Origin of the sequence: Streptomyces sp. NPDC051738 (assembly GCF_044453205.1) — a bacterium.
GTDB lineage: Bacteria > Actinomycetota > Actinomycetes > Streptomycetales > Streptomycetaceae > Streptomyces.
This window is the reverse complement of sequence record NZ_JBITCM010000003.1, coordinates 414,856-438,655: the sequence shown is the minus strand read 5'-3', so window position 1 is coordinate 438,655 and position 23,800 is coordinate 414,856. Positions and strand designations below refer to the sequence as shown.

The following is a 23,800-nucleotide window of genomic DNA, read 5'->3' as shown; positions in this document are numbered from 1 at the left end:
ACAACCGTCAACTGTCGGACCGATGTGGCATGATCCGCTGCCATGTCGTCGATACGCGCACACGCGTGGTGGTCAAGGGCCGGTCGCCGTCTGCTCGTTGTCCCGCTCGCCCTGCTCATGGCAGCGGGCGCCACGGGCGCCGATGCCGTCACGGCACAGGCAGAGGCACAGACGTCGGCACCGGCACCGGCATCCAAGGCCGCGACGCCCGATCGGCTTCGCTACGACGTGTCCCTGCGCGGCGACGCCGACGGCTCCCACTGGACGGGCCGGCAGCGGGTGTCCTTCCGCAATGCCTCCGATCGACAACTGCGTGAGGTGTACGTACGCCTGTGGGGCAACGGCGACGACAAGTGCGGCACGCCGGGCAAGCCGTCCCCGGTCAAGGTGTCCAAGGTGCGCGGTGGCAATCCGGGCCGCCTCACCGTGAACTGCACCGCGCTGCGCATCACCCTGCCGAAGCCGCTCGCGCGCGGCGAGCGGACGGCCGTCTCCTTCGACGTGTCCATCACCGTGCCGGAGCGCAACGACCGATTCGGCCGCGAGGGCGCCTTCCGCTTCCTGGGCAACGCGCTGCCGGTGCTCGCCGTGCACGACGCGAAGGGATGGCACCTCGATCCGTATGTGTCGACCGGCGAGAGCTTCTACGCCCTGGCGAGCGACTTCCGGGTGCGCATCGACCACCCGTCGACCCTCAAGGTCCCCGCGACCGGCCGCACTTGGACCCGCCACGGCACGTCCGGGCGGACGATCACGCACAGCGTCGCGCACCGGGTGCGGGACTTCGCGTGGGCGGCGGGCCCGTTCCGCGTGGCGACGGAGACCTCGCCCGGTGGTGTGCGCGTGAAGTCGTACTGGGCGCCGAACACGCCCGCGGCGGGTGTGCGCCTCAACCGCGAGGACGGCGTCGCCGCCGTCGACCGGTTCGGCAAGGAGTTCGGCCGCTATTCGTACGGCGAGATCGACCTCGTGATGACCAAGGACTTCGGCGGCGGTATGGAGTACCCCGGCCTGGTCATCCTCGGCACCACCGAGGAGGGCAGTGCCGTCGTCCACGAGGTGGCCCACCAGTGGTGGTACGGCATCGTGGGCAACGACGAATACGGCGCGCCCTGGCTGGACGAGAGCTTCGCCCAATACGCCAACGCGCGCTTCTACGGCTGGGACACACGCGACTGCTGGTCGGACGACGACTGGCCGAGCGAGAGCACCGCGCTCACCAATTCGATGGCTTACTGGGCCAAGCACCCAGGCGAGTACCACCTCGTCTACACGGCCGGATCCTGCGCCCTGGCGAACCTGGAGCGCACCATCGGCGCCGACCCGATGGCACGACTCCTCAAGCGGTACGCACGCGACCACTGGTACGGCGTCTCCACCACCGCCGACTTCAAGAAGGCCGCCCAGTCCGTGACGGACGACGACCTGGACCCCTTCTGGCGGAAGCACCGCATCCGGTGACACACGAGATTCCGGCCATCCGATACGCGTAGCCCGCTCGACCTCCTCCGGCTCGTAGGAACTTCCCTCCCCGGCGCGTAACGTGAAGCAGCATGAAGATCCTCATCTCCTGGGATCGTCGCCGTGACCTTGGGCGCCCGGCGGAGAACGGCAGTTCGTCGGACCACTGATGACCGTTCAAACCCACTGTCGCCCATGGCGGCAGATGTCAGAACTGATGTCGGGCCCCTGGCGCCGTCACTCTTGGTAGCCAGCAGCTTGGGCCGCCGCAGCGCACTTGCGTCTTGCTCTGTGCGTGCAGAGACTCCCTCCGGTCGTGGCCGGAGGGAGTCCGCCTTGTATTGATCCCGAAACGGATTGGGTTCGATTCGAAGTGGTAGCGCACGTGCGGTCCGCCGAAGTTGCCGCGCACGACATGCGGCTGGGGCTGGTGTTGGTGGAAGAAGCGGCTGGTCTCCCCAGCGAGTTGGGCCTGGTCACGGACTCGGGCTGGACTTGAGATCGGCGTTGATCAGTTCGTCCGGATTGAGCTTGGACGCATGCGAGGGCAGGAGGTACTACAGCTCGATCCGGTCGGCGTGCTCCGCCAGCGAGGTGCGGACCTCCTTCGAGAGATCACCTGCGTGTCGAAGGTCCTTGTGACGACCATGAATTGGCGGATGTATTACTTCAGCCCCTTTTCGGTGGACGTCGCGATGGGCCCAGTGCTTAGAAGGCGCCTGGCGAGGGCACGTCTGCTGTGCTTCTGACCTGCTCTTACGCGATGGTCTGACCGGCCGTCAGTGTTTCATCCGGCGTTTTCGGGAAGGATCCCGCTGGTTCCGACTAGTACTGGGTGCGGGTCCGGCGTGCAGCCCTGCGTGTCGGTTGGTTTGAAGCGGTCCCGCAGAGGCTTTGGGAGAAGATCTCCTCCCAGATTTCTCCCAGGGGACGGGGTGGCTGCGGTTAGCCATGGACCAGTCTGCAGCGACCGTTGCGTTACATGAGCGAATCTACTGATGGTCCGGCTCGGCTCAGCCCATGCTCTGCTGGCAGGCGAGGAAGAGGCCGAGTCCGTCTCGCCGTGCAAACTAGATTATCCCGGCGCGTGTCCGACTTCTCACCTCGGGGACTTTGCACCCAAGGAGTTCAGAAGAGCGGCGCCCCGTTCGGCGTCGTCGACGCTTACGGCGAAGTCCTTGCCCTTCGCGCGGATGGCGAGGCACTCGCCGCGGCGCAGCATCACGGTGGTCCCCAGCCCGCTCAGCCGGTATCCCCATCCCCCCGCCTGCGCGGGTGTGCGTTGCTCGACGTGGGCCGATTCGATGTCCTGGACGGCCCAGCGTCGTGCCGGCCAGCCCAGCGGGCCGAAGGACACTTTCAGCCCCTCCTCACTGACCCGCGCCTGCACCGAGGCGCAGCCGAGGACCAGGACCGAGGTGAGCGCGAACGGTGCCATCAGGATCAGCGCCGGAAGCGGACCCGCCAGCCCCCCTAGTGCGGCCACGACAGCGGCCAGGGCCACCAGCCCCGTGACGGCCGAGGTCATCTGAAGCCACGGATTGGATGTGCGGGAGAGCCACACCACTCGCTGGCCTTCAGGGATGTCCATACTTGGGCCGTCCGCCGCCTGGTCTTGCGTCGCGGGCCCGTGACGGGTCGCGAGCCAGGCGACCACACCTGCCGTGGCCGCGACTACGACGGTCGCCACGACCCAGCCCGTCACCGGACCGGCCTCGCGCCAGTCGGACCGGTCCAGGTTCGCCCGTACGACCGACGCCTGCCCGCCGACCAGGAAGACGCCCCCGGCCGCCAGCGTGACGCCCGTCCATCCGCGTATCGCTCCTGCGAACTCCGGGCCTGTGCGCCGCAACCCGAACGCCACCCCCATAGCCAGCACCGCCCAGATCGCAGCCGGGAAGACCGCTGCCCCCCACAGCGGCATGGAACTGTCGGGTCCCCCTGCCCCGCTCCAGTGCGTGGCCAGCCTCTCCGGCAACCGTCCGCTCGCAGCCAGCGGCATGCCCACCAGCAACAGCAGAATCCCGGCGCACCACCCGACAAGCCCCCACGTGGTCCCGCCGCCGCGGCCCGAGTACTTCACGGAATCCCCCTGATCATCTCGATGAGGTCGGTCTTGCTGTAACCGAGGCGTGCCGCATCGGCCACCAGATCGCCCACGCGATCGAGCAGTACGGAGCGTTGGTCCGCCCCGTCGGCCACCGTCACACCCCGGCCGCGCCGGAACTCCAGCACGCCCTCGGCGCGCAGCGTCCGGAGGCCGCGCAGCACGGTGTTGGCGTTGACGCCCAACGCCTGTGAAAGGTCACGCGCCGGAGGCAGTCGGTCCCCCGGACCGCACTCTCCCTCGGCGATGGCGCGCCGGATCGCGCCCGCCACCTGCTCGTGCAAGGGGCGATTGTCTGCGACATCCAGTCTCAGCAGCATGATGCTACTGACGATCGCACCATTCGCTTCATGTGGAAGTGGTGCGACGCTGAACGTGACGGTCGAACGGCCACCTTTAACTGGGCTCGTCGCGGTCTTCGACGCTTTTTTGACGCCGTGCCGCGTTCCATGTGCCCGTCCAAGCAGGGGTGCTGTCAGCACCGCGGCGATCACTGGCCACTGCCGCGCTACCGCCGCCGACCGCAGTAGGTCAACTCACGGTCATCGTCCTGATGTTCACCGGACGCCTCGGCACGATCACCCTCGCCCTCCCCTTGGCCGGCCAGCTTCCCCCGGTACACCGACTGGTCGCCGGGCCTCGGGGTGGAGAGGCGCCCCGGCTCACCGCCGCGCCGACGGAGACCACGAAGAGAACCGGGTTCCGCACCAGGACCCTGGGGTGCAGCTTGCGCAGCGCATCGGGGAAGGACCGTACGAGCTGGGCGGGTTCGAACAATCCGCTCGGGGCACGGTGTCCGGCTCCTCCACTTGGTTCGGGCCGGGGGACGCGCTGCTGGCGGGACGGCGGGGCCTGCTCGGGAGCGGCGGGAAACATGGAGACCTTCGTGAGTCGAGAGGGAGACGCGCACGGCAGCGCACGGGCGCCGGCCATGGGACGACGACGGGGAGCCCGTGCGCGGCGCGCGCCCTCGCACGTGCAGGACACGTACCGGGCCGCCCGTGTGCGGTTTCGGACGGGTGCTCCGAAAGCCGTGAGGCCACTGACGCCCGCGGCCTCTTCGGGCGGCCGACAGGGAATCTAGTCGTGCCGCATGCCCCGACTGCCGGGATCGGCGCGGAATTAGCGGTCCTCTTACGGCTGCTGGGCGACTGGCATCAAGGAGCCGTCAAAGGAAGCTGAACGGGCGTCAGAGCCACGTCAAGCAGACACCTGCGTGGCCGAATCTCGTCGCAGAATGAGTGCCACGGGGGACGGGCGATCCGTCCGTGGTGTGACGTTGGAGGGCCAGTGACAGTCACGGCCGGAACCACGCGCAGCCCTGAAACGACGGCCGGAGCTGTCGCGCAGGCACAGCACGGATTGGTCGCCCCGCCCGGGTGCGGCCCCGGTCCGCGGCCAGGAGGGGGCCGTGGCCGGCCGCCCCGGGGGCAGCGCCTTCGGCCTGAAGGCCGTGACCGCGTGGGCCGCTCTGCGCCGCCGTTACCGGGCCACCGTGCCCGCACAGCTGCGCCTCCTGCGCGCGGCCACGGCCCCGCTCGCCGCGGGCGTGCTGACAGGCCGCGTCAAGGGTCCACCCGAACGCCGCCAGGGATGCGTCAAAGCGGTGTCCGATGGCGCGTGGATCGGCTTCGCTGTACGAAGACAGAGTCGAGGTCAGAGGAGCTGAGCGCCGGTGACTGCCGAGAACGTCGTGGGACTGATCGTCGCCGGCTCCTTGGTCGGGTATCTCGTTCTGGCCAGGATCTTTCCGGAGAAGTTCTGAGGCGGAAGGCGGCGGCGTATGACCGGTTATCCGTTGCGGGATCGGCTCGCTCTGGTGTCGGGCCTGGTGGCACCGTTCCTGGTGGCGCTTGCCCTGGTGCCTTTCCGCGCCGACCTGTCGAACACGAATGCGGCGCTGATCCTGGTCGTGGTCGTCGTCGCGGTGGCAGCTGTCGGCAACCGGGCCGCGGGCGCCCTCGCAGCGCTTTCGGCGGCGGCCTGGTTCGATTTCTTCCTCACCCGTCCGTACCAACGGTTCACCATGACCGACACGGACGACATTGAGACGGCAGTACTACTGCTGGTCGTCGGGCTGATCGTGTCGCAGCTGGCCGCCCGCGCACGGCGGCTGGAAGTGATCACGGTGACGGACGCCGACCACCTCCGCCGCATCCACGAGACCGCCGACCTCGCCAGGACCACCGGCTCGGCCGACGCCGTGGTCGAGCACGTACGACGCCAACTGACCGACCTGCTCGGCCTGCGCGGCTGCCGATTCGAGTACGGCACGCTGATGGGACGGCCACCGAGGCTGGAACAGGACGGGACGATCGCCGTAGGGCGCCGCGCCTGGGACCCGGAGGCCGGCGGCTGGCCGGACGGCGAGATCGAGCTGCGTGCGTATGGCAACGGCCACTACTTCGGCCGCTTCATGCTCGACCCCACCCCGGGCAACCTGCCGCCGCTCAAGGTACGGCTGGTGGCCGTGACGCTTGCCGACCAGGCCGGTGCGGCGCTGGACACGGCGGGACTGACGAGGGGCCGGACCGGCGCGTGAGCCGACCGCACGAGCGAGTGCATACGCACTCTTGACGCGCTGCCCGCCGAGCACCGGAACCACCGCGCCCTGCAGGCAGCCGACCGCATCGTGCTCGCCACAACCCGGCTCGGTCCGGACATCCTTATGACCGGCAAGCAGCAGCACTCGACCCGCAGACGGAGGGAGCCGGGAGGCCGACAGGCAGCCTAGGGCTGCCGGGACCCGCGCTCACCGCCGTGCCGAGGCACCGGGCTCGGAGGCTCGCCGCGCCGCACCGACCCCGGCGCCCGTGCCGCCGGCCGGTCCGCGCGCGCCGACGACGTCAGCTGCCACGGCACGCTCGTGACCATCACGCCCGGCGTGAACAGCAGGCGGCTCTTCAGCCACAGCGCGGACTGGTTGTGCAGCAGGTTCTCCCACCAGTGGCCTACGACGTACTCGGGGATGAATACGGCCACGATGTCACGCGGGCTGTCCCGGTGGATGGAGCGCACATAGTCCACGACCGGCCGGGTCACTTCGCGGTACGGCGAGTCGATGATCTTCAGCGGGACCTCGATGCCGTACTCCTCCCAGCGTTCGCGCAACGCCGTCGCTTCGTCCCGGTCGACTGAGACCGTCAGGGCCTCCAGCCGGCTGGGGCGGAAAGCACGGGCGTACGACAGAGCGCGCAGCGTCGGCTTGTGGATCGTGGAGACCAGGACGATCGCGAACACCCGGCTGGGCGCGACGAGTTCGCCGGTCGGGTCGGTCACGGCGAGCTCGGCGGCGGTGGCGTCGTAGTGGCGGCGGATGCCGCGCATCGTCACCCACAGCACCACCGCGGCCAGCACCGCGAGCCAGGCTCCTTGCGTGAACTTGGTGGCGAGCACGATCAGCAGGACCAGTCCCGTGACCACGGCGCCGGTGGCGTTGATGACCCGGACGAACTGGTGCCGACGGCGCACGGCCGGGTCGGTCTCGGTGCGCAGTTCGCGGTTCCAGTGCCGGACCATGCCGGTCTGGGAGAGCGTGAAGGAGGTGAACACGCCCAGGATGTAGAGGTGGATGAGGTTGGTGACGTTCGCCTGGTAGCCCCACAGCAGCAGGCCGGCGACGATCGCGAGGGCCAGGATGCCGTTGGAGAAGGCGAGCCGGTCGCCGCGGTTGTGCAGTTGGCGGGGCAGGTAGCGGTGCTGGGCGAGGATCGAGGTGAGCAGGGGGAAGCCGTTGTAGGCGGTGTTCGCCGCGAGGATGAGGATGAGGACGGTGGCGGTCTGGATGTAGTAGAAGCCGACACTGTTCTCGCCGCCGAAGACGGCGCCGGCGATCTGCGCGATGACGGTGCGCTGGGTGTGGGCCTCGCAGTCCCCGTCAAGGCCGGTCAGGTGGCAGGCGTCCTCGGCGATGCGGACCTTGGAGATCAGCGCGAGCGTGGTGACGCCGGCGAACATGGTGATGGAGATGGCGCCCATGACGGCCATGGTGGTCGCCGCGTTCTTCGGCTTTGGCTTGCGGAAGGCCGGGACGCCGTTGGAGATCGCCTCCACGCCGGTGAGCGCGGTACAGCCCTGTGAGAAGGCGCGCATCACCAGCAGCACCAGGGCCAGGCCGGTCAGGTTCGCCTCCCCGGGCTCGGCCTCGATGCCGTAGCGGGCGGATTCCGCGACGGGCGCGTCCCCGACCAGGTAGCGGAACAGCCCCGTCGCGATCATGATCATGACGCCGCCGACGAAGAGATACGTGGGCGTGGCGAAGGCGCGGCCCGACTCGCGTACGCCGCGCAGGTTCATGGCGGTCAGCAGGGCGACGAAGCCCAGGGCCATCGGCACGCGCTGCTCGGCGAGTTCGGGTACGGCCGAGATGATGTTGTCGACGCCGGAGGCGACGGAGACGGCCACTGTCATGACGTAGTCGACCAGGAGTGAGGCAGCCACCACGAGCCCGGCGGACGGCCCGAGGTTGGTGGAGGCCACTTCGTACGAGCCGCCGCCGCTCGGGTAGGCGCGGACCACCTGCCGGTAGGAGAGCACCACCACCGCCAGCAGCACCACCACTATCGCCGCGATCCACGGCGTGAAGTGCCAGTAGGCCAGCCCGCCGAGGGACAGGACCAGCAGGATCTCCTGGGTCGCGTACGCCACCGACGACAGCGGGTCGGACGCGAAAATCGGCAGGGCGAGCCGCTTGGGCAGCAGCGTCTCGTGCAGCTCCTCGCTGCGCATGGCCCGGCCGATCACCAGGCGCTTGAGGATCTCGGGGACGTTGGGCACGGGCGCGAGGTTAGGTGCCGGATGGGGGCTCGCGGGGGAGGGCGTACGGGGTGCAGGGCGTTAAAGAGCCGTTAGGATTTCGCGGAATACGTACAGACGGCGTAAAAGGGGCCCGCTTCAGTGGGTGAAGGGCTCATCCACGTCGTCTGTCAGCCCGGAGATCTTGAAGACCGTCCAGGCCGTTTCTCGGTCGATGCGCTCCGACAGATCCCGCAGCGCCGCGGGGTGCTCGCACAAGTGACCCCGCGTCGCCGCGACACGGATGTCCGTGTCGAGCCGGTGCCACAACGGCGGGTTGGCGACCAGGACCTCGGGGTCGAGTTCCACGCGGCTGCCGCAAGCGTCCAGCAACACCAGGCGCCGACTGGCCGTCCCCGCGATGTGCGCGGCGACGAGGCGGTCCGTGCGTACCCGGCGTGCGCGCAGGACGCCGCGTACGGCCAGCCAGCCCTCACCCGCGGTGACCCGCGGCGGAAACAGCACGAGGAACAGCACCAGGGCGAGGCCACTCCACAAGGCCGCGCGCGCCGAGGTGAACGTCCCGGCCGCCGCGTCCACCAGCAGCAGAAGGCCAAGGAGCGAGCCCGCGCAGACGACTGTGCCACGCAGGTCGGCAGCCCAGCGGCGGTCAATGAGGCGCCCCATACAACCGACGGTAGGCGCGGGGCAGCGCCACGCCGCAGATCTTGATGCGTTGCTGACGCGTCGCCGACCCATCCCTGACGCTGCGCGGCCGTCCACGATCGGTGCCGTGAAGGCGTCGTCTCCGCGCGAGCCGTGATCGCCCGTAAACGGCGGCAGTGATGCGGCGTATTGATCCCGTCAAAGGTTCCCGGCTCGCCGTAAGAGGACCGTTAACGGGGACCGAATCACGCCAGCGGGACCGGTTTCCTGTTCTGGTCCGATTCAACGTTTCCGAATCTCACCAGGAGTCCCGATGGCCGACGTGGCCTTCGTCGTCGCCACGATCGCGGTGTTCGCGTTGGTGGCTCTCGTCGCCAAGGGGGTGGCGAAGCTGTGACCGCGGAGAACATCGTCGGCCTGGTCGTGGCCGTCGCCCTGCTGGGTTACCTCGTCCTCGCCCTCGTCTTCCCGGAGAGGTTCTGAGCGCCCGACATGAGCCCCGTACTTGCTGACGTGCTCACGGTGACCGCGCTGATCGGCGCGCTCGCCCTGGTGCACCGTCCCCTCGGCGACTACATGGCCGCCGTCTTCCAGTCCAAGAAGCACCTGCGCGTGGAGCGGTGGATCTACCGCTCGGTCGGCGCCAACCCCGACGCCGAGATGCGCTGGCCCGCCTACCTGCGCGGCGTGCTCGTCTTCTCCGCGGTCAGCGTCGTCTTCCTGTACGTCATGCAGCGCGTCCAGGACAAGCTGCCGCTGTCGCTCGGCTTCAAGGCGATCACTCCCGACCAGGCGTTCAACACGGCCACGTCGTTCGTGTCCAACACGAACTGGCAGTCCTACTCGGGTGAGGCGGCCATGAGCCACGTCACCCAGACCGCCGGCCTGGCTGTGCAGAACTTCGTGTCGGCGGCCGTGGGCATCGCGGTGGCCGTCGCGCTGGTGCGGGGCTTCGCCCGGTCCCGCACCGGCGACCTGGGCAACTTCTGGTCGGACCTGGTGCGCGGCATCGTCCGCGTGCTGCTCCCGATCTCCGTGGTCGCGGCAGTGCTTCTGATCGCGGCGGGCGCCATCCAGAACTTCGGCGACATCCACTCGATCACCACGCTCACCGGCGACAAGCAGGCCATCAGCCCCGGCGCGGTGGCGTCGCAGGAGGCCATCAAGGACCTGGGCACGAACGGCGGCGGCTACTTCAACGCCAACAGCTCGCACCCGTTCGAGAACCCGAACGGGTTCACCAACCTGCTGGAGATCTTCCTGCTGCTGGTGATCCCGTTCTCGCTGCCGCGCACCTTCGGAAAGATGGTCGGCAACGTCAAGCAGGGCTACGCGATCGTCGGCGCGATGGCGACCATCTGGTTCGTCGCCGTGATCGCGGTGACGTGGATCGAGTACGCCCACCCGGGCACCGCCTCGCAACTCGCGGGCGGCGCGATGGAGGGCAAGGAGCAGCGCTTCGGCGAGGGCCCGTCGTCCCTGTTCGCGGTGTCCACGACCATGACCTCGACCGGCTCGGTCAACTCCTTCCACGACTCCTTCAGCGGTCTGTCCGGCGGGGTACTGCTGCTCGGCATGATGCTGGGCGAGATCGCGCCCGGCGGTGTCGGCTCCGGCCTCTACGGCATGCTGGTCATGGCGATCATCGCGGTGTTCATCGCCGGTCTGATGGTCGGCCGTACGCCCGAGTACCTGGGCAAGAAGATCGGTTCCCGCGAGATCAAGCTGGCGGCCTGCTACATCCTCATCACCCCGGCCCTGGTGCTGATCGGCACGGCGCTGGCGATGGCGCTGGGCAAGGGCGAGTCGTCGATGACGAACATCGGCGCGCATGGCTTCTCCGAGGTGCTCTACGCCTACACCTCGGCCAGCAACAACAACGGCTCGGCCTTCGCGGGCTTCGCCGCCAACACCGAGTACCACAACACGATGCTCGGCCTGTGCATGACGCTGGGCCGCTTCCTGCCGATGGTGTTCGTGCTGGCGCTGGCCGGCTCGCTCGCCGAGCAGAAGCCCGTCCCGGCCACGGCGGGCACGCTCCGCACCGAGGCGCCCCTGTTCACCGGCCTCCTGGTGGGCGCGATCCTCATCATCACCGGCCTGACGTTCTTCCCGGCCCTCGCGCTGGGCCCGCTGGCCGAGGGACTGGCGACATGACCACCAACATCAAGAAGCAAGAGGACTCGATGTCCACGGTTACCCCCACCCGGGCACCGCACCAGGACATGCCGACCGGCCACAAGGACGGCGACCGTGTCGGTGCCGGTCTGTTCGACCCCAAGCAGCTGCTCAAGTCGCTGCCGAACGCCCTCCGCAAGCTCGATCCGCGGGTGATGGTCAAGTCGCCCGTGATGTTCGTGGTGCTCGTCGGGTCCGTGCTGACCACGGTCTTCTCCTTCAAGGAGCCGGGCGACTGGTTCGGCTGGACGATCAGTGCCTGGCTGTGGCTGACGGTGATCTTCGCCAACCTGGCGGAGGCGGTCGCCGAGGGCCGCGGCAAGGCGCAGGCCGACACCCTGCGCAAGGCCAAGACCGACACGGTCGCGCGTCGGCTCATCAGCGACCGCGAGGAGCAGGTGCCCGGAACCGAGCTCAAGGTCGGCGACCTGGTCGTCTGCGAGGCGGGCGATGTCATCCCCGGTGACGGTGACGTCGTGGAGGGCGTTGCGAGCGTCGACGAGTCGGCGATCACCGGTGAGTCGGCCCCGGTCATCCGTGAGTCCGGCGGCGACCGCTCGGCGGTCACCGGCGGTACGAAGGTTCTCTCCGACCGCATCGTCATCAAGATCACGACGAAGCCCGGCGAGACCTTCATCGACCGGATGATCAACCTGGTCGAGGGCGCGGCCCGGCAGAAGACGCCGAACGAGATCGCGCTGAACATCCTGCTGGCCTCGCTGACGATCGTCTTCCTGCTTGCGGTGGCGACCCTGCCGCCGTTCGCGGACTACGCCGGCACGCACCTGACGATGGTCGTGCTGATCGCCCTGCTGGTCTGTCTGATCCCGACCACCATCGGCGCCCTGCTCTCCGCGATCGGCATCGCGGGCATGGACCGGCTCGTGCAGCGCAACGTCCTGGCGATGTCGGGCCGCGCGGTCGAGGCGGCCGGTGACGTCTCCACGCTGCTGCTCGACAAGACCGGCACCATCACGCTCGGCAACCGCCAAGCCGCCGAGTTCGTGCCGGTGAGCGGGACGACGGAGGCCGAGGTCGCGGACGCCGCCCAGCTGTCGTCGCTGGCCGACGAGACGCCCGAGGGCCGCTCCATCGTCGTCCTGGCGAAGGAGAAGTACGGGCTGCGCGAGCGCCACCAGGGCGAGCTGGCGCACGCGGAGTGGATCGAGTTCACCGCCCAGACCCGCATGTCGGGTGTGGACGTCGACGGCAAGAAGATCCGCAAGGGGGCCACGGCCTCCGTCGTCGCCTGGGTGCGCGAGCAGGGCGGCGAGGTTGCCGAGGACGCCGACACGATCGCCAACCGCATCTCCGAGGCCGGTGGCACGCCGCTGCTGGTCGCGATCGAGGACAACCAGGGTGCTCGCATCCTGGGCGTCATCCACCTCAAGGACGTCGTCAAGGACGGCATGCGCGAGCGGTTCGAGGAACTGCGCCGCATGGGCATCAAGACCGTCATGATCACGGGTGACAACCCGCTGACCGCCAAGGCGATCGCCGACGAGGCGGGCGTCGACGACTTCCTCGCGGAGGCCACTCCCGAGGACAAGATGGCACTCATCAAGCGGGAACAGGCCGGCGGCAAGCTCGTCGCGATGACCGGTGACGGCACGAACGACGCGCCCGCGCTCGCCCAGGCGGACGTCGGCGTGGCCATGAACACCGGTACGTCGGCCGCCAAGGAGGCCGGCAACATGGTCGACCTCGACTCCAACCCGACCAAGCTCATCGAGATCGTCGAGATCGGCAAGCAGCTGCTGATCACGCGCGGTGCGCTGACCACGTTCTCCATCGCCAACGACGTCGCGAAGTACTTCGCGATCATCCCGGCGCTGTTCGCGGCCGTCTACCCGGGCCTGGACAAGCTCAACGTCATGAACCTGTCCTCGCCGGACTCCGCGATCCTGTCCGCGGTCATCTTCAACGCGCTGATCATCATCGCGCTGGTGCCGCTGTCCCTGAAGGGCGTGCAGTACCGGCCGGTCAGCGCCGACAAGATGCTGCGCCGCAACCTCACCATCTACGGTCTCGGCGGCCTGATCGCGCCCTTCATCGGCATCAAGATCATCGACCTGCTCATCTCCCTCATCCCCGGAATCGGCTGATCCGCATGAACAACTCAGTTGTGAACACCGGGCGCATGGTGTGGGCGGCGCTGCGCATGCTGCTCGTCCTGACCGTGGTGACCGGCATCATCTACCCGCTGGTGGTCACCGGCATCGGCCAGGCGGCCTTCAACGACAAGGCCAACGGGTCCATGGTCGAGGCCGACGGCAAGGAGGTCGGCTCCAAGCTGATCGGCCAGAGCTGGAACATCAAGGGCACCGACAAGCCCGACCCGAAGTGGTTCCAGGGCCGCCCGTCCAACAGCGGCTACGACCCGCTGACCACGGGCTCCAGCCAGCTGGGCGCCAGCGATCCGACCCTGGTGAAGAACGTCAAGGCGGCCAAGAAGCAGGTCGCCGAGTTCAACGATGTGCCCGAGTCCGAGGTGCCCAAGGACGCGGTCACCGGCTCGGCCTCCGCGATCGACCCGGACATCTCCACGGACTACGCGGACATCCAGGTCAAGCGGGTCGCCGAGGCGAACGGGCTGACCGACACCCAGGTCCAGAAGCTGGTCGACGACCGCACCACGGGCCGAGGGGTCGGCTTCCTGGGCGAGCCCCGCGTCAACGTCCTCGAACTCAACATCGCGCTCAAGGAACTCGCGGCGAAGAGCTGATGGCGTTAGCAGACACAAGCACGGCGGGGAGTCGGCGGACCGGGAATCCCGGCTCCGCCGACTCCCTCCGCCGTACTGAAACCCCCGACCTCACCGAAGACAGGAAGGCCGCGCACCGATGACCCGGGTGCTGGTGGTGGAGGACGACCCGCAACTCGTACGAGCCCTCGTGATCAACATGCGGGCCCGGCAGTACGGCGTGGACGCCGCGCCCGACGGGGCCACGGCGCTGAGGCTCGCCGCCGCGCGTCAGCCCGACGTGGTGGTGCTCGACCTCGGCCTGCCGGACATGGACGGCGTGGACGTCATAAAGGCGCTGCGCGCCTGGACCCGGGTGCCCATCCTGGTGCTGTCCGCCCGGCGGGCTTCCGAGGAGAAGGTCGCTGCCCTGGACGCGGGAGCCGACGACTACATCACCAAGCCGTTCAGCATGGACGAACTGATGGCACGGTTGCGGGCCGCCGTACGCCGCACCGAGGATGTGCCACTCGCCCCGGAGGCGACGGTGGTCACCACGGAGGACTTCTCCGTGGACCTGCTGGCAAAGAAGGCCAGAAAAGGCGGCAGGGATGTTCGCCTCACCCCCACCGAGTGGCACCTGCTGGAGATTCTGGTGACCAACCCCGGCCGCCTCGTCAGCCAGAAGCAGCTCCTGCAGGAGGTCTGGGGCGCCTCCCAGAGCAACAAGACCAACTACCTCCGGGTCTACATGGCCCAGCTGAGACGCAAACTGGAAACGGACCCCGCTCACCCGCGCTATCTGATCACGGAGCCGGGCATGGGCTACCGCTTCGAAGGCTGAACAAAGGGTGGGAATGGGACGCGGGAAGCTTCGGATCTACCTCGGTGCGGCACCGGGCGTCGGCAAGACGTACGCGATGCTGTCGGAGGCGCATCGCCGGATCGAGCGTGGCACCGACTGCGTGGTCGCCTTCGTGGAGCATCACCACCGGCCGCGCACCGAGGTGATGCTGCACGGCCTGGAGCAGATCCAGCGCAAGGAGCTGGAGTACCGGGGAAGCGTCTTCACAGAGATGGACGTGGACGCCGTCCTGGCCCGCCGCCCCCGGGTGGCGCTGGTGGACGAACTGGCCCACACCAACATCCCCGGCTCCCGCAACACCAAGCGCTGGCAGGACGTCGAGGAACTGCTCGATGCGGGCATCGACGTCGTCTCGACGGTGAACATCCAGCACCTGGAGTCGCTGGGTGATGTGGTGGAGTCGATCACCGGGATCCGCCAGCAGGAGACCGTGCCGGACGAGGTGGTGCGCCGGGCCGACCAGGTCGAACTGGTCGACATGTCGCCGCAGGCGCTGCGCCGCCGTATGGCGCACGGCAATATCTACAAGCCGGACAAGGTCGACGCGGCGCTGTCGAACTACTTCCGCCCGGGCAACCTCACCGCGCTGCGGGAGCTGGCGCTGTTGTGGGTGGCGGACCGGGTCGACGAGTACCTGAAGCAGTACCGCAGCGATCACCGGGTGTCGAAGATCTGGGGTTCGCGCGAGCGGATCGTGGTCGGCCTGACCGGCGGCCCGGAGGGCCGCACACTGATCCGCCGCGCCGCCCGTCTGGCGGAGAAGGGAGCCGGCGGCGAGGTGCTGGCCGTATACATCGCCAGCAGTGACGGCCTCACCTCCGCCTCGCCCAAGGAACTGGCCGTCCAGCGGACGCTGGTTGAGGACCTGGGCGGCACCTTCCACCACGTCGTCGGCGACGACATCCCGAACGCGCTGCTGGACTTCTCGCGCGGGGTCAACGCCACCCAGATAGTCCTCGGCGTGTCCCGCCGCAAGGGATGGCAGTACATATTCGGGCCGGGTGTCGGCGCGACGGTGGCCCGAGACTCGGGCCCCGACCTCGACGTCCACCTGATCACCCACGACGAGGTCGGCAAAGGCCGCGGGCTGCCCGTCTCCCGCGGTGCGCGGCTCGGCAGAGCCCGTCTCATCTGGGGCTGGCTGACCGGCCTCGGCGGTCCGCTGCTGCTGACCCTGCTGCTGACCAGCGTCGTCCCCAGCCTCGGCCTGGCCAACGACATGCTGTTGTACCTGACGTTCACGGTGGCCGCCGCCCTGCTCGGCGGGCTGATCCCGGCGCTGGTGTCGGCGGCGTTCGGCTCGCTGCTGCTGAACTGGTTCTTCACCCCGCCGGTGCACCGCATCACGATCGCCGACCCGAAGAACATGGTCGCCATCGCGGTCTTCTTCGCCGTTGCGGTGTCGGTGGCGTCAGTGGTGGACCTGGCGGCCCGCCGCACTCACCAGGCGGCCCGGCTGCGCGCCGAGTCGGAGATCCTTTCCTTCCTGGCGGGCAGTGTGCTGCGCGGCGAGACCAGCTTGGAAGCGCTGCTGGAGCGCGTCCGGGAGACCTTCGGCATGGAGTCGGTGGCCCTGCTGGAACGGGAGAGCGAGGTCGCGCCCTGGACCTGCGCGGGCAGCGTGGGCCCGAGAGCGGCCGTGGAACGTCCCGAGGCCGCGGATGTGGACGTGCCGGTCGGCGACCACATGGCACTCGCCCTGAGAGGCCGCGTCCTGCCCGCCGAGGACCGACGCGTCCTCGCCGCGTTCGCCGCCCAGGCAGCCGTGGTCCTGGACCGCCAGCGCCTGCAGCACGAGGCCGACCAGGCCAAGGTGCTGGCCGAGGGCAACCGCATGCGTACCGCACTGCTCGCCGCCGTCAGCCACGACCTGCGCACCCCGCTGGCCGGCATCAAGGCATCGGTGTCGTCCCTGCGCTCGGACGATGTGGAGTGGTCCGAGGAGGACCAGGCCGAACTCCTGGAGGCGATCGAGGATGGCGCCGACCGCCTCGACCACCTCGTCGGGAACCTCCTGGACATGTCCCGGCTGCAGACTGGAACAGTCGCCCCGCTGATCCGCGAGATCGACCTCGACGAGGTGGTCCCCATGGCCCTGGGCGGCATCCCGGACCCCGAAACGACCGTCGTCCTGGACATCCCCGAAACGCTGCCCATGGTGGCCACGGACAAGGGCCTGCTGGAAAGGTCGGTCGCCAACATCGTCGAGAACGCGGTCAAGTACAGCCCCGACGACGAACCGGTACTGGTGTCCGCGAGTGCCATCGCCGACCGCGTGGAACTCCGCATCGTGGACCGTGGCCCAGGCGTCCCCGACGAGGCCAAGGACCGCATCTTCGAACCCTTCCAGCGCTACGGCGACGCCCCGCGCGGCAACGGAGTCGGCCTTGGCCTCGCGGTCGCCCGCGGCTTCGTCGAGGCCATGGGCGGCACCCTCGCCGCCGAGGACACGCCCGGCGGCGGGCTGACCATGGTGCTGAGCGTGCCGATGGCACCGGGCCGTCCTCAGGCACACACTGACGTGCCGGAGACGGTCAGGCAGTAGACGGGCCGGCGTGGAGGAGTCGGCATGAGTTCCCGATGGCGCTCTTCGTCACTGTCCTGCTGAAGGCCGCGGCCGACGGCGCTGACGGCGAATAGCAGCGCGACTCCGGCGAGTCCCCCGGTCAGCCAGATCTAGCCGGTGCGAGCATCGAAGCGGTCGAGCCGGCTGTATAGGGCACGCGTAGGTAGTCGAGCAGGCCGTGGACCCACAAAGGAGGCGCGTGATCCTCGTGCCGGGGCGGGATGCGCTCGCGTATCGTCCGTGGGGTGATTGATGCGACCGTGGCGCTTCGGAGCGATATCACCGACCGGATCCTCGCTGAGCTGATCGACGTCTTTGACCTTCGAGAAGTGCAGGAGCGCCGCTATCTCGCTGATGGGCTGATGAATGCGAACTGGAGGTTGGACACCCCCGCGGGGAGGTTCGCTCTGAAGCGGGTCACGGACGTCTCGCTTGATCGGCTGCAGCGCAATCTCGGGATGCTGGCGGCCCTTGCCGCCGACGGCGTCCCGGTGAGCGCACCCACCCCCACCACTTCCGGGTCGCTCGTGGCGTGGGTCGGTGGCGGCGCCTGGTGCCTGTTCCCGTGGGTGGCGGGCTCCCACGTCCGGGGTGTCGACCTCAGCCTGTCTCAGGTGGCCTCGCTGGGCGCGCATCTCGGGCGCCTGCACCTGAGCATGGGCCGGGCTTGCGGTCGGGGTCTGCTGCCAGGTGTTCCTGAGGCGATCACGGCGGAGGTCACGTCGCCGCAGCGGGCGGTGGAGAAGGCCGAGCGGCTGTCTGCGGCTGTGCTCGACAAGGGCACAGGAAGCGGCTTCGACAAGGCGGCCATTACAGTTTTGGACCACCGGCGGACCCTCGTCCTCGGGTACGCCGATCGTCGTCCGCGATCTGCGACGCCTGTCGGTGGCTACGGGTGGACGCATGGTGATGTGCAACTCCTTCACTAGGCAAGTCTCTTGTCGGGATGGAAACTGTCGGATTTGAGATACCCCGTAAACAACGCCGTGGGGGCGGTTCGGTGGGGCAGCCCCACGGCGGAGTCGTCGGCGCCGGTGAGGGCGCTAGTGACGATGTGGATTCGGCTTCGGGTGGTACGCCGGCGCCCAGGATGAGCTCAGGCGGCTCGACCGGTGAAGGAGCGGCTGAACTGCTGTCCCGACTGGACCATGCCGCGGACGTTGCCGAGCCGCTTCCTTTCGTACCCTATGAGGGCCTGCTCCACCGTCGATCCACGCACGCCCACAGCAACGGCTTCGGCGACGGCCTCGGCGTCGTGGAGCGATGCGCTGAAGCCCGAGCCGGTCATCGGGGTCGGCACATGCGCGGCATCTCCCACGAGGGCAAGACGTCCCTTGACGAGTTTGTCGGGGACGTACTCGGCGATGGGGGTGCCGATGACGGCACGCCGCTCGATGCAATCGAGGATGGCCTCGCGCCAGGGCGAGGGCCACAGGTCCTCGGCTTTGTCCGCGAGCTCGCGGAAGGTCGCCTCCGGTATGTCGGCGGAGGTGAGCGACCGTCGCACCACGTTGCCGACAACACTGCCCGTTTCGCGTAGGAGATCATTGTGGCTCGCGTCGTACCAGGCCCAGCCGACCTGGCGGGAACCCGGGGCAACGGAACCGTCGGGACCGGGCAGTGGGTAGCCGAGGAGATAGTCCTCTCCGCCGCTGAGGATGTCGACGTCCCGTGGTAGGCGGCGCGAGGACGCGAGCGAGGACTCGTTGGTGAGGCCGAGCCAGATCAGGTAGCCGGCGAACGTCGCGTCGGGCTTGTCGGGTGCGACGCCCACGCGCACGACGCTTCCGTGGCCATCCGCCCCGATCACGACATCGCCTCGGAACGTCTGCTGGTCCGAGGTGATCACCCACGCGGAATCCGCGTCCTGGTCGACGCTCCGTACGAGCGTATGGGGGCGCAGCTCGATATAGGGGTCGGCGTCGACGGCCGCCCGGAGCCGGGCGTGGACCGCCATCCAGCTCTGCACACCGGGGGCCACTGAACTCAGTGGCGCCGAACCGCTCTGGGAGTGACGGGATCCCGTGATTCTGCTGAGGAGGCCCTCACTCACCCCGCCGAGAGCAGCCCCCTTCCGGGCCCGAGGGGCGGCGCCCGATCGCTCCAGCATCGTCACGTCGACTCCGGCGTGCGACAGGGCCAATGCGGTCATCAGACCCGCGAGAGATGCACCGACGACGATGGCGGCGCCCTGGCGCTCGTCCCGGTTGCCGGAACGGGGCACGTCGCGCATAGCTGTGGTCATGCTGTTGTTCTCCTCACGGAGTCGTCACGGTGTTGGTCTGGGCCGGCGCGCTGTGGCGGGCGCCGAGGCTCGGGGTGGACATCTCGGCGGCGCTGTCCAGCGTGATCACCGGGCTCAAGCCAGTTGTGTCCCATCCCCGCGGAAGTGGGGCACTGACCATGCGACCGGCAATGGCGATGACGTGGGAGTCTCGGTTGTGAGGGGTACCTGCAGGGACCCCCAGCTGGCATCCCTGCAGGCCACGCCCTCTGGATGACTGGGAACTGCCGGACGCTCAGTGTGAGAGCAGCGCGCCGAGCTCGATCTTCCCGCTCTGCACTTGCGCGTCATGGGGCTCGTTGAGTCCGCCGTCGGTGATGTACAGCCGCTTCCCGCGCACCGCGGTGGCGGTGGGCGAGGCGAGGCCGTCCGAGGCGGTCAGCACGGTCCTGGTGGTGCCGTTCGGGTAGACGACCACGATCTTGTTCTGCGTGTTCAGCGCGGCGAACACGACGTTGGAGCGCTCGCTGAGGAAGTTGAAGTCATCGATGCCAGTGAGGCCGTCGGCGACCGTGTGGATCCGGCCCGGAGCTCCGGTGGCGGTGACGGGGATCCGCAGCAGGGTGCCCTTGCTGAGGTTGGAGACCCATACGGCGCCGTTGTGGAAGCGGAGTCCGTTCGCACCGTACGGCACGGGCGCGGACGCCTTGATCGCGAGGGCGGGGTCGACCAGCCACGCGGTCGCGGGACCGCCGGAGACCGGTACCGCCCAGACGGTGCCCATCTGGCTGTCGGCGACGTACAAGGTGCGCCCGGCCGGATCGATGGCCAGACCGTTGGGGACTCCGCCCGCAGGCAATGCCGCGATGCGGCGTGGAGTGCCGCCGGGCGCCAGCTTCCACACCCCGTTCCGGGAGGCGTCGGAGGACCACACGTTGTAGTAGACGGTGCCGTCGGGGCCGCGGGTGTTGCCGGTGATCCCGTCACCCTTCTGCCCGGTGACCAGCACCGTGCGGTACCCGGACGGCGAGATCCGCACCAGGGCCGGCCGTTCGCCCGCGGGCGTGCCCACCATCGAGACGGTCAGTGAGTTGTCCGGGGCGACGGTGATGTTCTCGGGCACGTCGCCGGTGGCGAAGTCGAATGCGGCCACGGTCTTCACGTGGGTGACGGCGGGCCGCGCGGCCGCGTGTCCGGTCGCGGCGGACGCGTACGGTGCCGAGACGATGACGGCTGCGGTCGCGGAGATCGCCGCGAGCTTGAATGGCTTCTTCATGGATATGTCTTTCGTGGTCATTGCGCTCTTTCGTTCTTTCCGTCGGTGCCGCAGGCCCGACCGGAGTGGGGCGTCAGCGGCGCTGACGACCTGCCTGATCGGCTGGGGAGCCCTTAGCTAGTCGGGGATCGGGAAGCCGGCGTTCTGCAGGTCGAGTGAGTCCGGGTCGGGTCCGCCGCGCACGCCGGTGTCGAGGGCGTCGATCGCGGCCACCTCGTCGGGGGTCAGGGCGAAGTCGAAGACATCGAAGTTCTCGGCGATGCGATGGGCCTTCACGGACTTCGGGATCGCGCAGAAGCCGTGGTCGAGGTGCCAGCGCAGCACGATCTGCGCCGACGTCTTCGCGTACTTGTCGGCCAGGGTCGTGATGACGGGGTCCTCAAGAGGATTCGTCTCGGCTCCTCGGTACACGTAGGAACCGCCGATGGGCGACCACGACTGGGTCAGGATGCCGTGGCTTTCGTTCGCCGCCCGCCACTCAGGCTGCGTGTAGTAGGGGTGCACCTGAATCTGGTTCACCGCCGGAACGATGTCGGTGCGGGCGATGAGTTCGTCGAGCTGCTTGGGCGTCTGGTTCGACACGCCGATCGCACGGACGCGCCCCTCCGCGAGCAGCTTCTCCGCCGCTTTGTACGCCGAGATCGTCTTCTCGAAGTCGGACGGCAGCGGCTGGTGCAGCAGCCACAGGTCGAGCTGTTCGAGGCCCAGCTTGCGCAGGCTCACGTCGAAGGCTCGCAGCGCGGAGTCGTAGCCGTAGTCGCTGATCCACACCTTGGTCGTCACGAAGATCTCGGAACGGTCCACGTCGGAGCGGGCGATCCCCTCGCCGACCTCTCGCTCGTTGAAGTAGGCGGCGGCGGTGTCGATCAGTCGGTAGCCGTCGTGCAGCGCGGTCACGACCGCGTCGGTGGTCTCCTCGGGGGCGCTCTGGTAGACGCCGAGTCCCAGGGCGGGGATCTGGACGCCGTTGTTCAGGGTGATGAGTGGGTTGGTTCCGGTCATGGTTCGCTCCCATCAGGGTGTGCGGACGTGGAGGGGGGCGCGGGCTCAGTCGGCTGAGACCGCTGTCGGCAGCTCGACCTCGGTGAGGTCGGCGCAGTAAGCCAGCAGCCGGTCCTGCACCTCGGGCGACTGCGTCGCCGGGTGTGGACGGCGGGGCTGCTGGTGGTGGAAGTAGCGGCCGGTGACCAGCGCCTCGGCGTCGTCGCCGGCCGCCAGCCATGCCTGGGTCACCGGAGCCAGCCGCAGGTCGTCGGTGGCGCTGGTCCCGCCCATCTTCGTGGCGACCCAGCCCGGGTCGACGGCGTTGGAAAGCGCCGCGGGCCATTTCCTTGCGACGGCGAGCGTGAGAGCGGTGACGTGGAACTTCGACTCCGAGTACGCCTGGGAGCCCTGCCACGGCCGCGTCGCCCACTGCGGGTCCCGCAGGGTGGGGTCGCCGCTGTGGTGCATGCCGGAGCTGAGGTAGACGAGCCGTCGGGGCGGGGTGATCAGCGCCGTGAGGAGATAGGGCGCCAGCACGTTGACCGCGAAGACGTCCGAGAGGCCGTCCTCGGTCTCCACCCGTCCTCGCCCGTAGTAGCCGACGCCGGCGTTGTGGATGACCGCGTCGAAGGTGCCCAAGTCATTGACCTGGGCCGCCACATCGCGGGTCTGGGCGATGCTGGAGAGGTCACCGACGGCGATGCCCGCGTTGTCCGGGAGCGCGGCGTGTGCGTCGCGGGCCCGGGTGTCGTTGCGTGCATGGAGCGCCACCGTGTGGCCCTGCCGAAACAGCAACTGAGCGGCCATCAGACCGAGGCCGTCGGTGGAACCGGTGATGAAGATGCGAGCCATGGATCTTTCCTGACGGGTTCGGACCCCGACCAGTCGCTAGGCCGGGTCGCTGACCCGATTGCTGGTGGTGACCTTGAGGGGTACTTCGAGCAGCGGGAGCAACTGCTCCACGACCTTCGTCACGTTGGGGTGCTCGGCGTGTTCCGTGACGGCTTCGGCCGAGGCCCAGCCATCGACGATGTAGAAGGTGTCGGGCTCGTCCGACTGCTGGTAGAGGTCGTAGTAGAGGCATCCGGCCTCCGCCCGCGCGGGGCCCACGAGCTCCAGCAGGAGCTCCTCGACCCTGGCGCGGTGGGCCGCCTGGCCGCGTACCTCACAGATGATGTGGCGCTCTGCCGACTTGACCGTGCCCATGTGGATTCCTCCGTCAGTTCTGGCCGGCGTAGACGCGGGTCATGCCGCCGTCCACGACCAGGTCGACGCCCGTGATGTAGCGGCTGGTGTCCGAGGCCAGGAAGACGAGGGCGTCGCCGATGTCCTCGGCCGTCCCCACGCGTCCCGCCGGGATCTCCTTCGCGACGCGCTCGACGTAGGCGGCGATGTCCTCGTCGCTCAGCTTCTGTTCGTGGCTGTAGCCCTCGGTGGGCACCACCCCGGGGCTGATCGAGTTGACCCGGATCCCACGGTCCTTGAGGTCCGTCGTCCAGCTGCGGGCGAGGGAGCGTACGGCCGCCTTCGACGACGCGTAGACGGCGAACCCGGGCAGCCCCATGTCGGCGGTGATCGACGCGTTGAGAACGATGGACGCGCCATCGCGCAGGACGTCCAGCACGCTCTGCACCGTGAGGACGACACCCTTGATGTTGATCCCGAGCTCGCTGTCGATCTGCTCCTCGGTCAGCTCGGCGAGGGGCGTGGCGTGTCCGCCACCCGCGTTGGCGAAGAGTATGTCGAGGTGGCCGTGCGCCGCCTTGATCGTATCGGCGACGCGCAGCATGTCGGCCTTGCTGGTGACGTCGGCTCGGATCCCGGTGGCGGACGTGCCGAGCTTCTCCACGGCGGCGTCGAGCACGTCCTTGCGCCGGCCCGTGATGTAGACCGTGGCGCCCTCTTCGATCAGACGCTTGGCGGCGCCGAAGCCGAGTCCGGTCGTGCCGCCGGTGACCAGGGCGATACGCCCCCTGAGTGCCTGCGATTCCATGTGAACTTCTCCTGATGGGCAGGGCCTTCCTGACGAAGCGCCTCGAACGACGCTTCGTCAGGA

At 68.7% G+C, this 23,800-nt stretch carries 20 protein-coding genes; 10 read left to right on the top strand and 10 right to left on the bottom strand.

The window, feature by feature from the left end; all coding sequences use genetic code 11:
• Positions 1-42: 42 nt before the first annotated feature.
• On the top strand, positions 43-1,461 hold the full coding sequence (locus tag ACIA8X_RS09850; RefSeq protein ID WP_399458144.1) for a M1 family metallopeptidase: 1,419 nt from the start codon (positions 43-45) through the stop codon (positions 1,459-1,461).
• 1,099 nt (positions 1,462-2,560) lie between these two features.
• Here ACIA8X_RS09850 and ACIA8X_RS09845 read toward each other — a convergent pair.
• Together ACIA8X_RS09845 and ACIA8X_RS09840 are read right to left on the bottom strand one after the other, a co-directional pair.
• Positions 2,561-3,544 carry a DUF1648 domain-containing protein gene (locus ACIA8X_RS09845; protein ID WP_393445150.1) on the bottom strand — a complete coding sequence of 328 codons (984 nt, stop codon included), beginning with the start codon at positions 3,542-3,544 and terminating at the stop codon, positions 2,561-2,563.
• Complete coding sequence (locus ACIA8X_RS09840; protein ID WP_393445148.1) at positions 3,541-3,888, bottom strand: GntR family transcriptional regulator; 348 nt, start codon at positions 3,886-3,888, stop codon at positions 3,541-3,543. The genes ACIA8X_RS09845 and ACIA8X_RS09840 overlap by 4 nt, the downstream gene beginning before the upstream one ends.
• Before the next feature lie 1,355 nt (positions 3,889-5,243).
• Between ACIA8X_RS09840 and ACIA8X_RS09835 the strand changes: the two genes are divergently transcribed.
• Together ACIA8X_RS09835 and ACIA8X_RS09830 are read left to right on the top strand one after the other, a co-directional pair.
• The gene (locus ACIA8X_RS09835; protein WP_393445146.1) at positions 5,244-5,333 is read left to right on the top strand and encodes a potassium-transporting ATPase subunit F; all 90 of its coding nucleotides are present in this window, start codon (positions 5,244-5,246) and stop codon (positions 5,331-5,333) included.
• An 18-nt stretch (positions 5,334-5,351) separates the two neighbouring features.
• Positions 5,352-6,110, top strand: a complete 759-nt coding sequence (locus ACIA8X_RS09830; RefSeq protein ID WP_393445144.1) for a DUF4118 domain-containing protein — start codon at positions 5,352-5,354, stop codon at positions 6,108-6,110.
• A 188-nt stretch (positions 6,111-6,298) separates the two neighbouring features.
• Here ACIA8X_RS09830 and ACIA8X_RS09825 read toward each other — a convergent pair whose 3' ends face one another.
• Both ACIA8X_RS09825 and ACIA8X_RS09820 read right to left on the bottom strand, forming a co-directional pair.
• The gene (locus ACIA8X_RS09825) at positions 6,299-8,296 is read right to left on the bottom strand and encodes an amino acid permease (protein WP_393445499.1); all 1,998 of its coding nucleotides are present in this window, start codon (positions 8,294-8,296) and stop codon (positions 6,299-6,301) included.
• Between the two features lie 165 nt (positions 8,297-8,461).
• Entirely contained in the window at positions 8,462-8,989 is a 528-nt protein-coding gene (locus tag ACIA8X_RS09820; protein ID WP_393445142.1) for a hypothetical protein, read from the bottom strand.
• 372 nt (positions 8,990-9,361) lie between these two features.
• On the opposite strand from ACIA8X_RS09820, the gene kdpF reads away from it, so the two are divergent.
• From kdpF to ACIA8X_RS09785, 7 genes are all read left to right on the top strand, one after another.
• Positions 9,362-9,451, top strand: coding sequence for a K(+)-transporting ATPase subunit F (gene kdpF, locus ACIA8X_RS09815; RefSeq protein ID WP_033264828.1), 90 nt, complete (start codon positions 9,362-9,364; stop codon positions 9,449-9,451).
• A gap of 9 nt (positions 9,452-9,460) precedes the next feature.
• Positions 9,461-11,125 carry a potassium-transporting ATPase subunit KdpA gene (gene kdpA / locus ACIA8X_RS09810; protein WP_393445139.1) on the top strand — a complete coding sequence of 555 codons (1,665 nt, stop codon included), beginning with the start codon at positions 9,461-9,463 and terminating at the stop codon, positions 11,123-11,125.
• Complete coding sequence (kdpB, locus tag ACIA8X_RS09805; protein ID WP_393445136.1) at positions 11,122-13,251, top strand: potassium-transporting ATPase subunit KdpB; 2,130 nt, start codon at positions 11,122-11,124, stop codon at positions 13,249-13,251. The genes kdpA and kdpB overlap by 4 nt, the downstream gene beginning before the upstream one ends.
• Positions 13,252-13,256: 5 nt before the next feature.
• Positions 13,257-13,871, top strand: a complete 615-nt coding sequence (gene kdpC, locus ACIA8X_RS09800; RefSeq protein WP_393445134.1) for a potassium-transporting ATPase subunit KdpC — start codon at positions 13,257-13,259, stop codon at positions 13,869-13,871.
• A gap of 118 nt (positions 13,872-13,989) precedes the next feature.
• Entirely contained in the window at positions 13,990-14,673 is a 684-nt protein-coding gene (locus tag ACIA8X_RS09795) for a response regulator (protein ID WP_393445132.1), read from the top strand.
• A 13-nt stretch (positions 14,674-14,686) separates the two neighbouring features.
• A complete protein-coding gene (locus tag ACIA8X_RS09790) occupies positions 14,687-17,239 on the top strand; it encodes an ATP-binding protein (RefSeq protein ID WP_393445130.1) in 2,553 nt (850 codons plus the stop codon).
• A gap of 266 nt (positions 17,240-17,505) precedes the next feature.
• Positions 17,506-18,189, top strand: coding sequence for a phosphotransferase (locus ACIA8X_RS09785; RefSeq protein ID WP_393445128.1), 684 nt, complete (start codon positions 17,506-17,508; stop codon positions 18,187-18,189).
• 167 nt (positions 18,190-18,356) lie between these two features.
• Here ACIA8X_RS09785 and ACIA8X_RS09780 read toward each other — a convergent pair whose 3' ends face one another.
• From ACIA8X_RS09780 to ACIA8X_RS09755, 6 genes are all read right to left on the bottom strand, one after another.
• Positions 18,357-19,505, bottom strand: coding sequence for an FAD-dependent monooxygenase (locus ACIA8X_RS09780; RefSeq protein WP_393445126.1), 1,149 nt, complete (start codon positions 19,503-19,505; stop codon positions 18,357-18,359).
• 274 nt (positions 19,506-19,779) lie between these two features.
• On the bottom strand, positions 19,780-20,760 hold the full coding sequence (locus ACIA8X_RS09775) for an SMP-30/gluconolactonase/LRE family protein (protein WP_393445124.1): 981 nt from the start codon (positions 20,758-20,760) through the stop codon (positions 19,780-19,782).
• Between the two features lie 117 nt (positions 20,761-20,877).
• The gene (locus ACIA8X_RS09770; RefSeq protein ID WP_393445122.1) at positions 20,878-21,762 is read right to left on the bottom strand and encodes an aldo/keto reductase; all 885 of its coding nucleotides are present in this window, start codon (positions 21,760-21,762) and stop codon (positions 20,878-20,880) included.
• A 45-nt stretch (positions 21,763-21,807) separates the two neighbouring features.
• Positions 21,808-22,596 (bottom strand): SDR family NAD(P)-dependent oxidoreductase, encoded by a 789-nt coding sequence (locus ACIA8X_RS09765; protein ID WP_393445120.1) that lies wholly within the window; start codon positions 22,594-22,596, stop codon positions 21,808-21,810.
• Positions 22,597-22,632: 36 nt separating this feature from the next.
• On the bottom strand, positions 22,633-22,950 hold the full coding sequence (locus tag ACIA8X_RS09760; protein WP_393445118.1) for a putative quinol monooxygenase: 318 nt from the start codon (positions 22,948-22,950) through the stop codon (positions 22,633-22,635).
• Positions 22,951-22,963: 13 nt separating this feature from the next.
• Positions 22,964-23,737, bottom strand: coding sequence for an SDR family NAD(P)-dependent oxidoreductase (locus tag ACIA8X_RS09755; protein ID WP_393445115.1), 774 nt, complete (start codon positions 23,735-23,737; stop codon positions 22,964-22,966).
• Positions 23,738-23,800 lie beyond the last annotated feature (63 nt).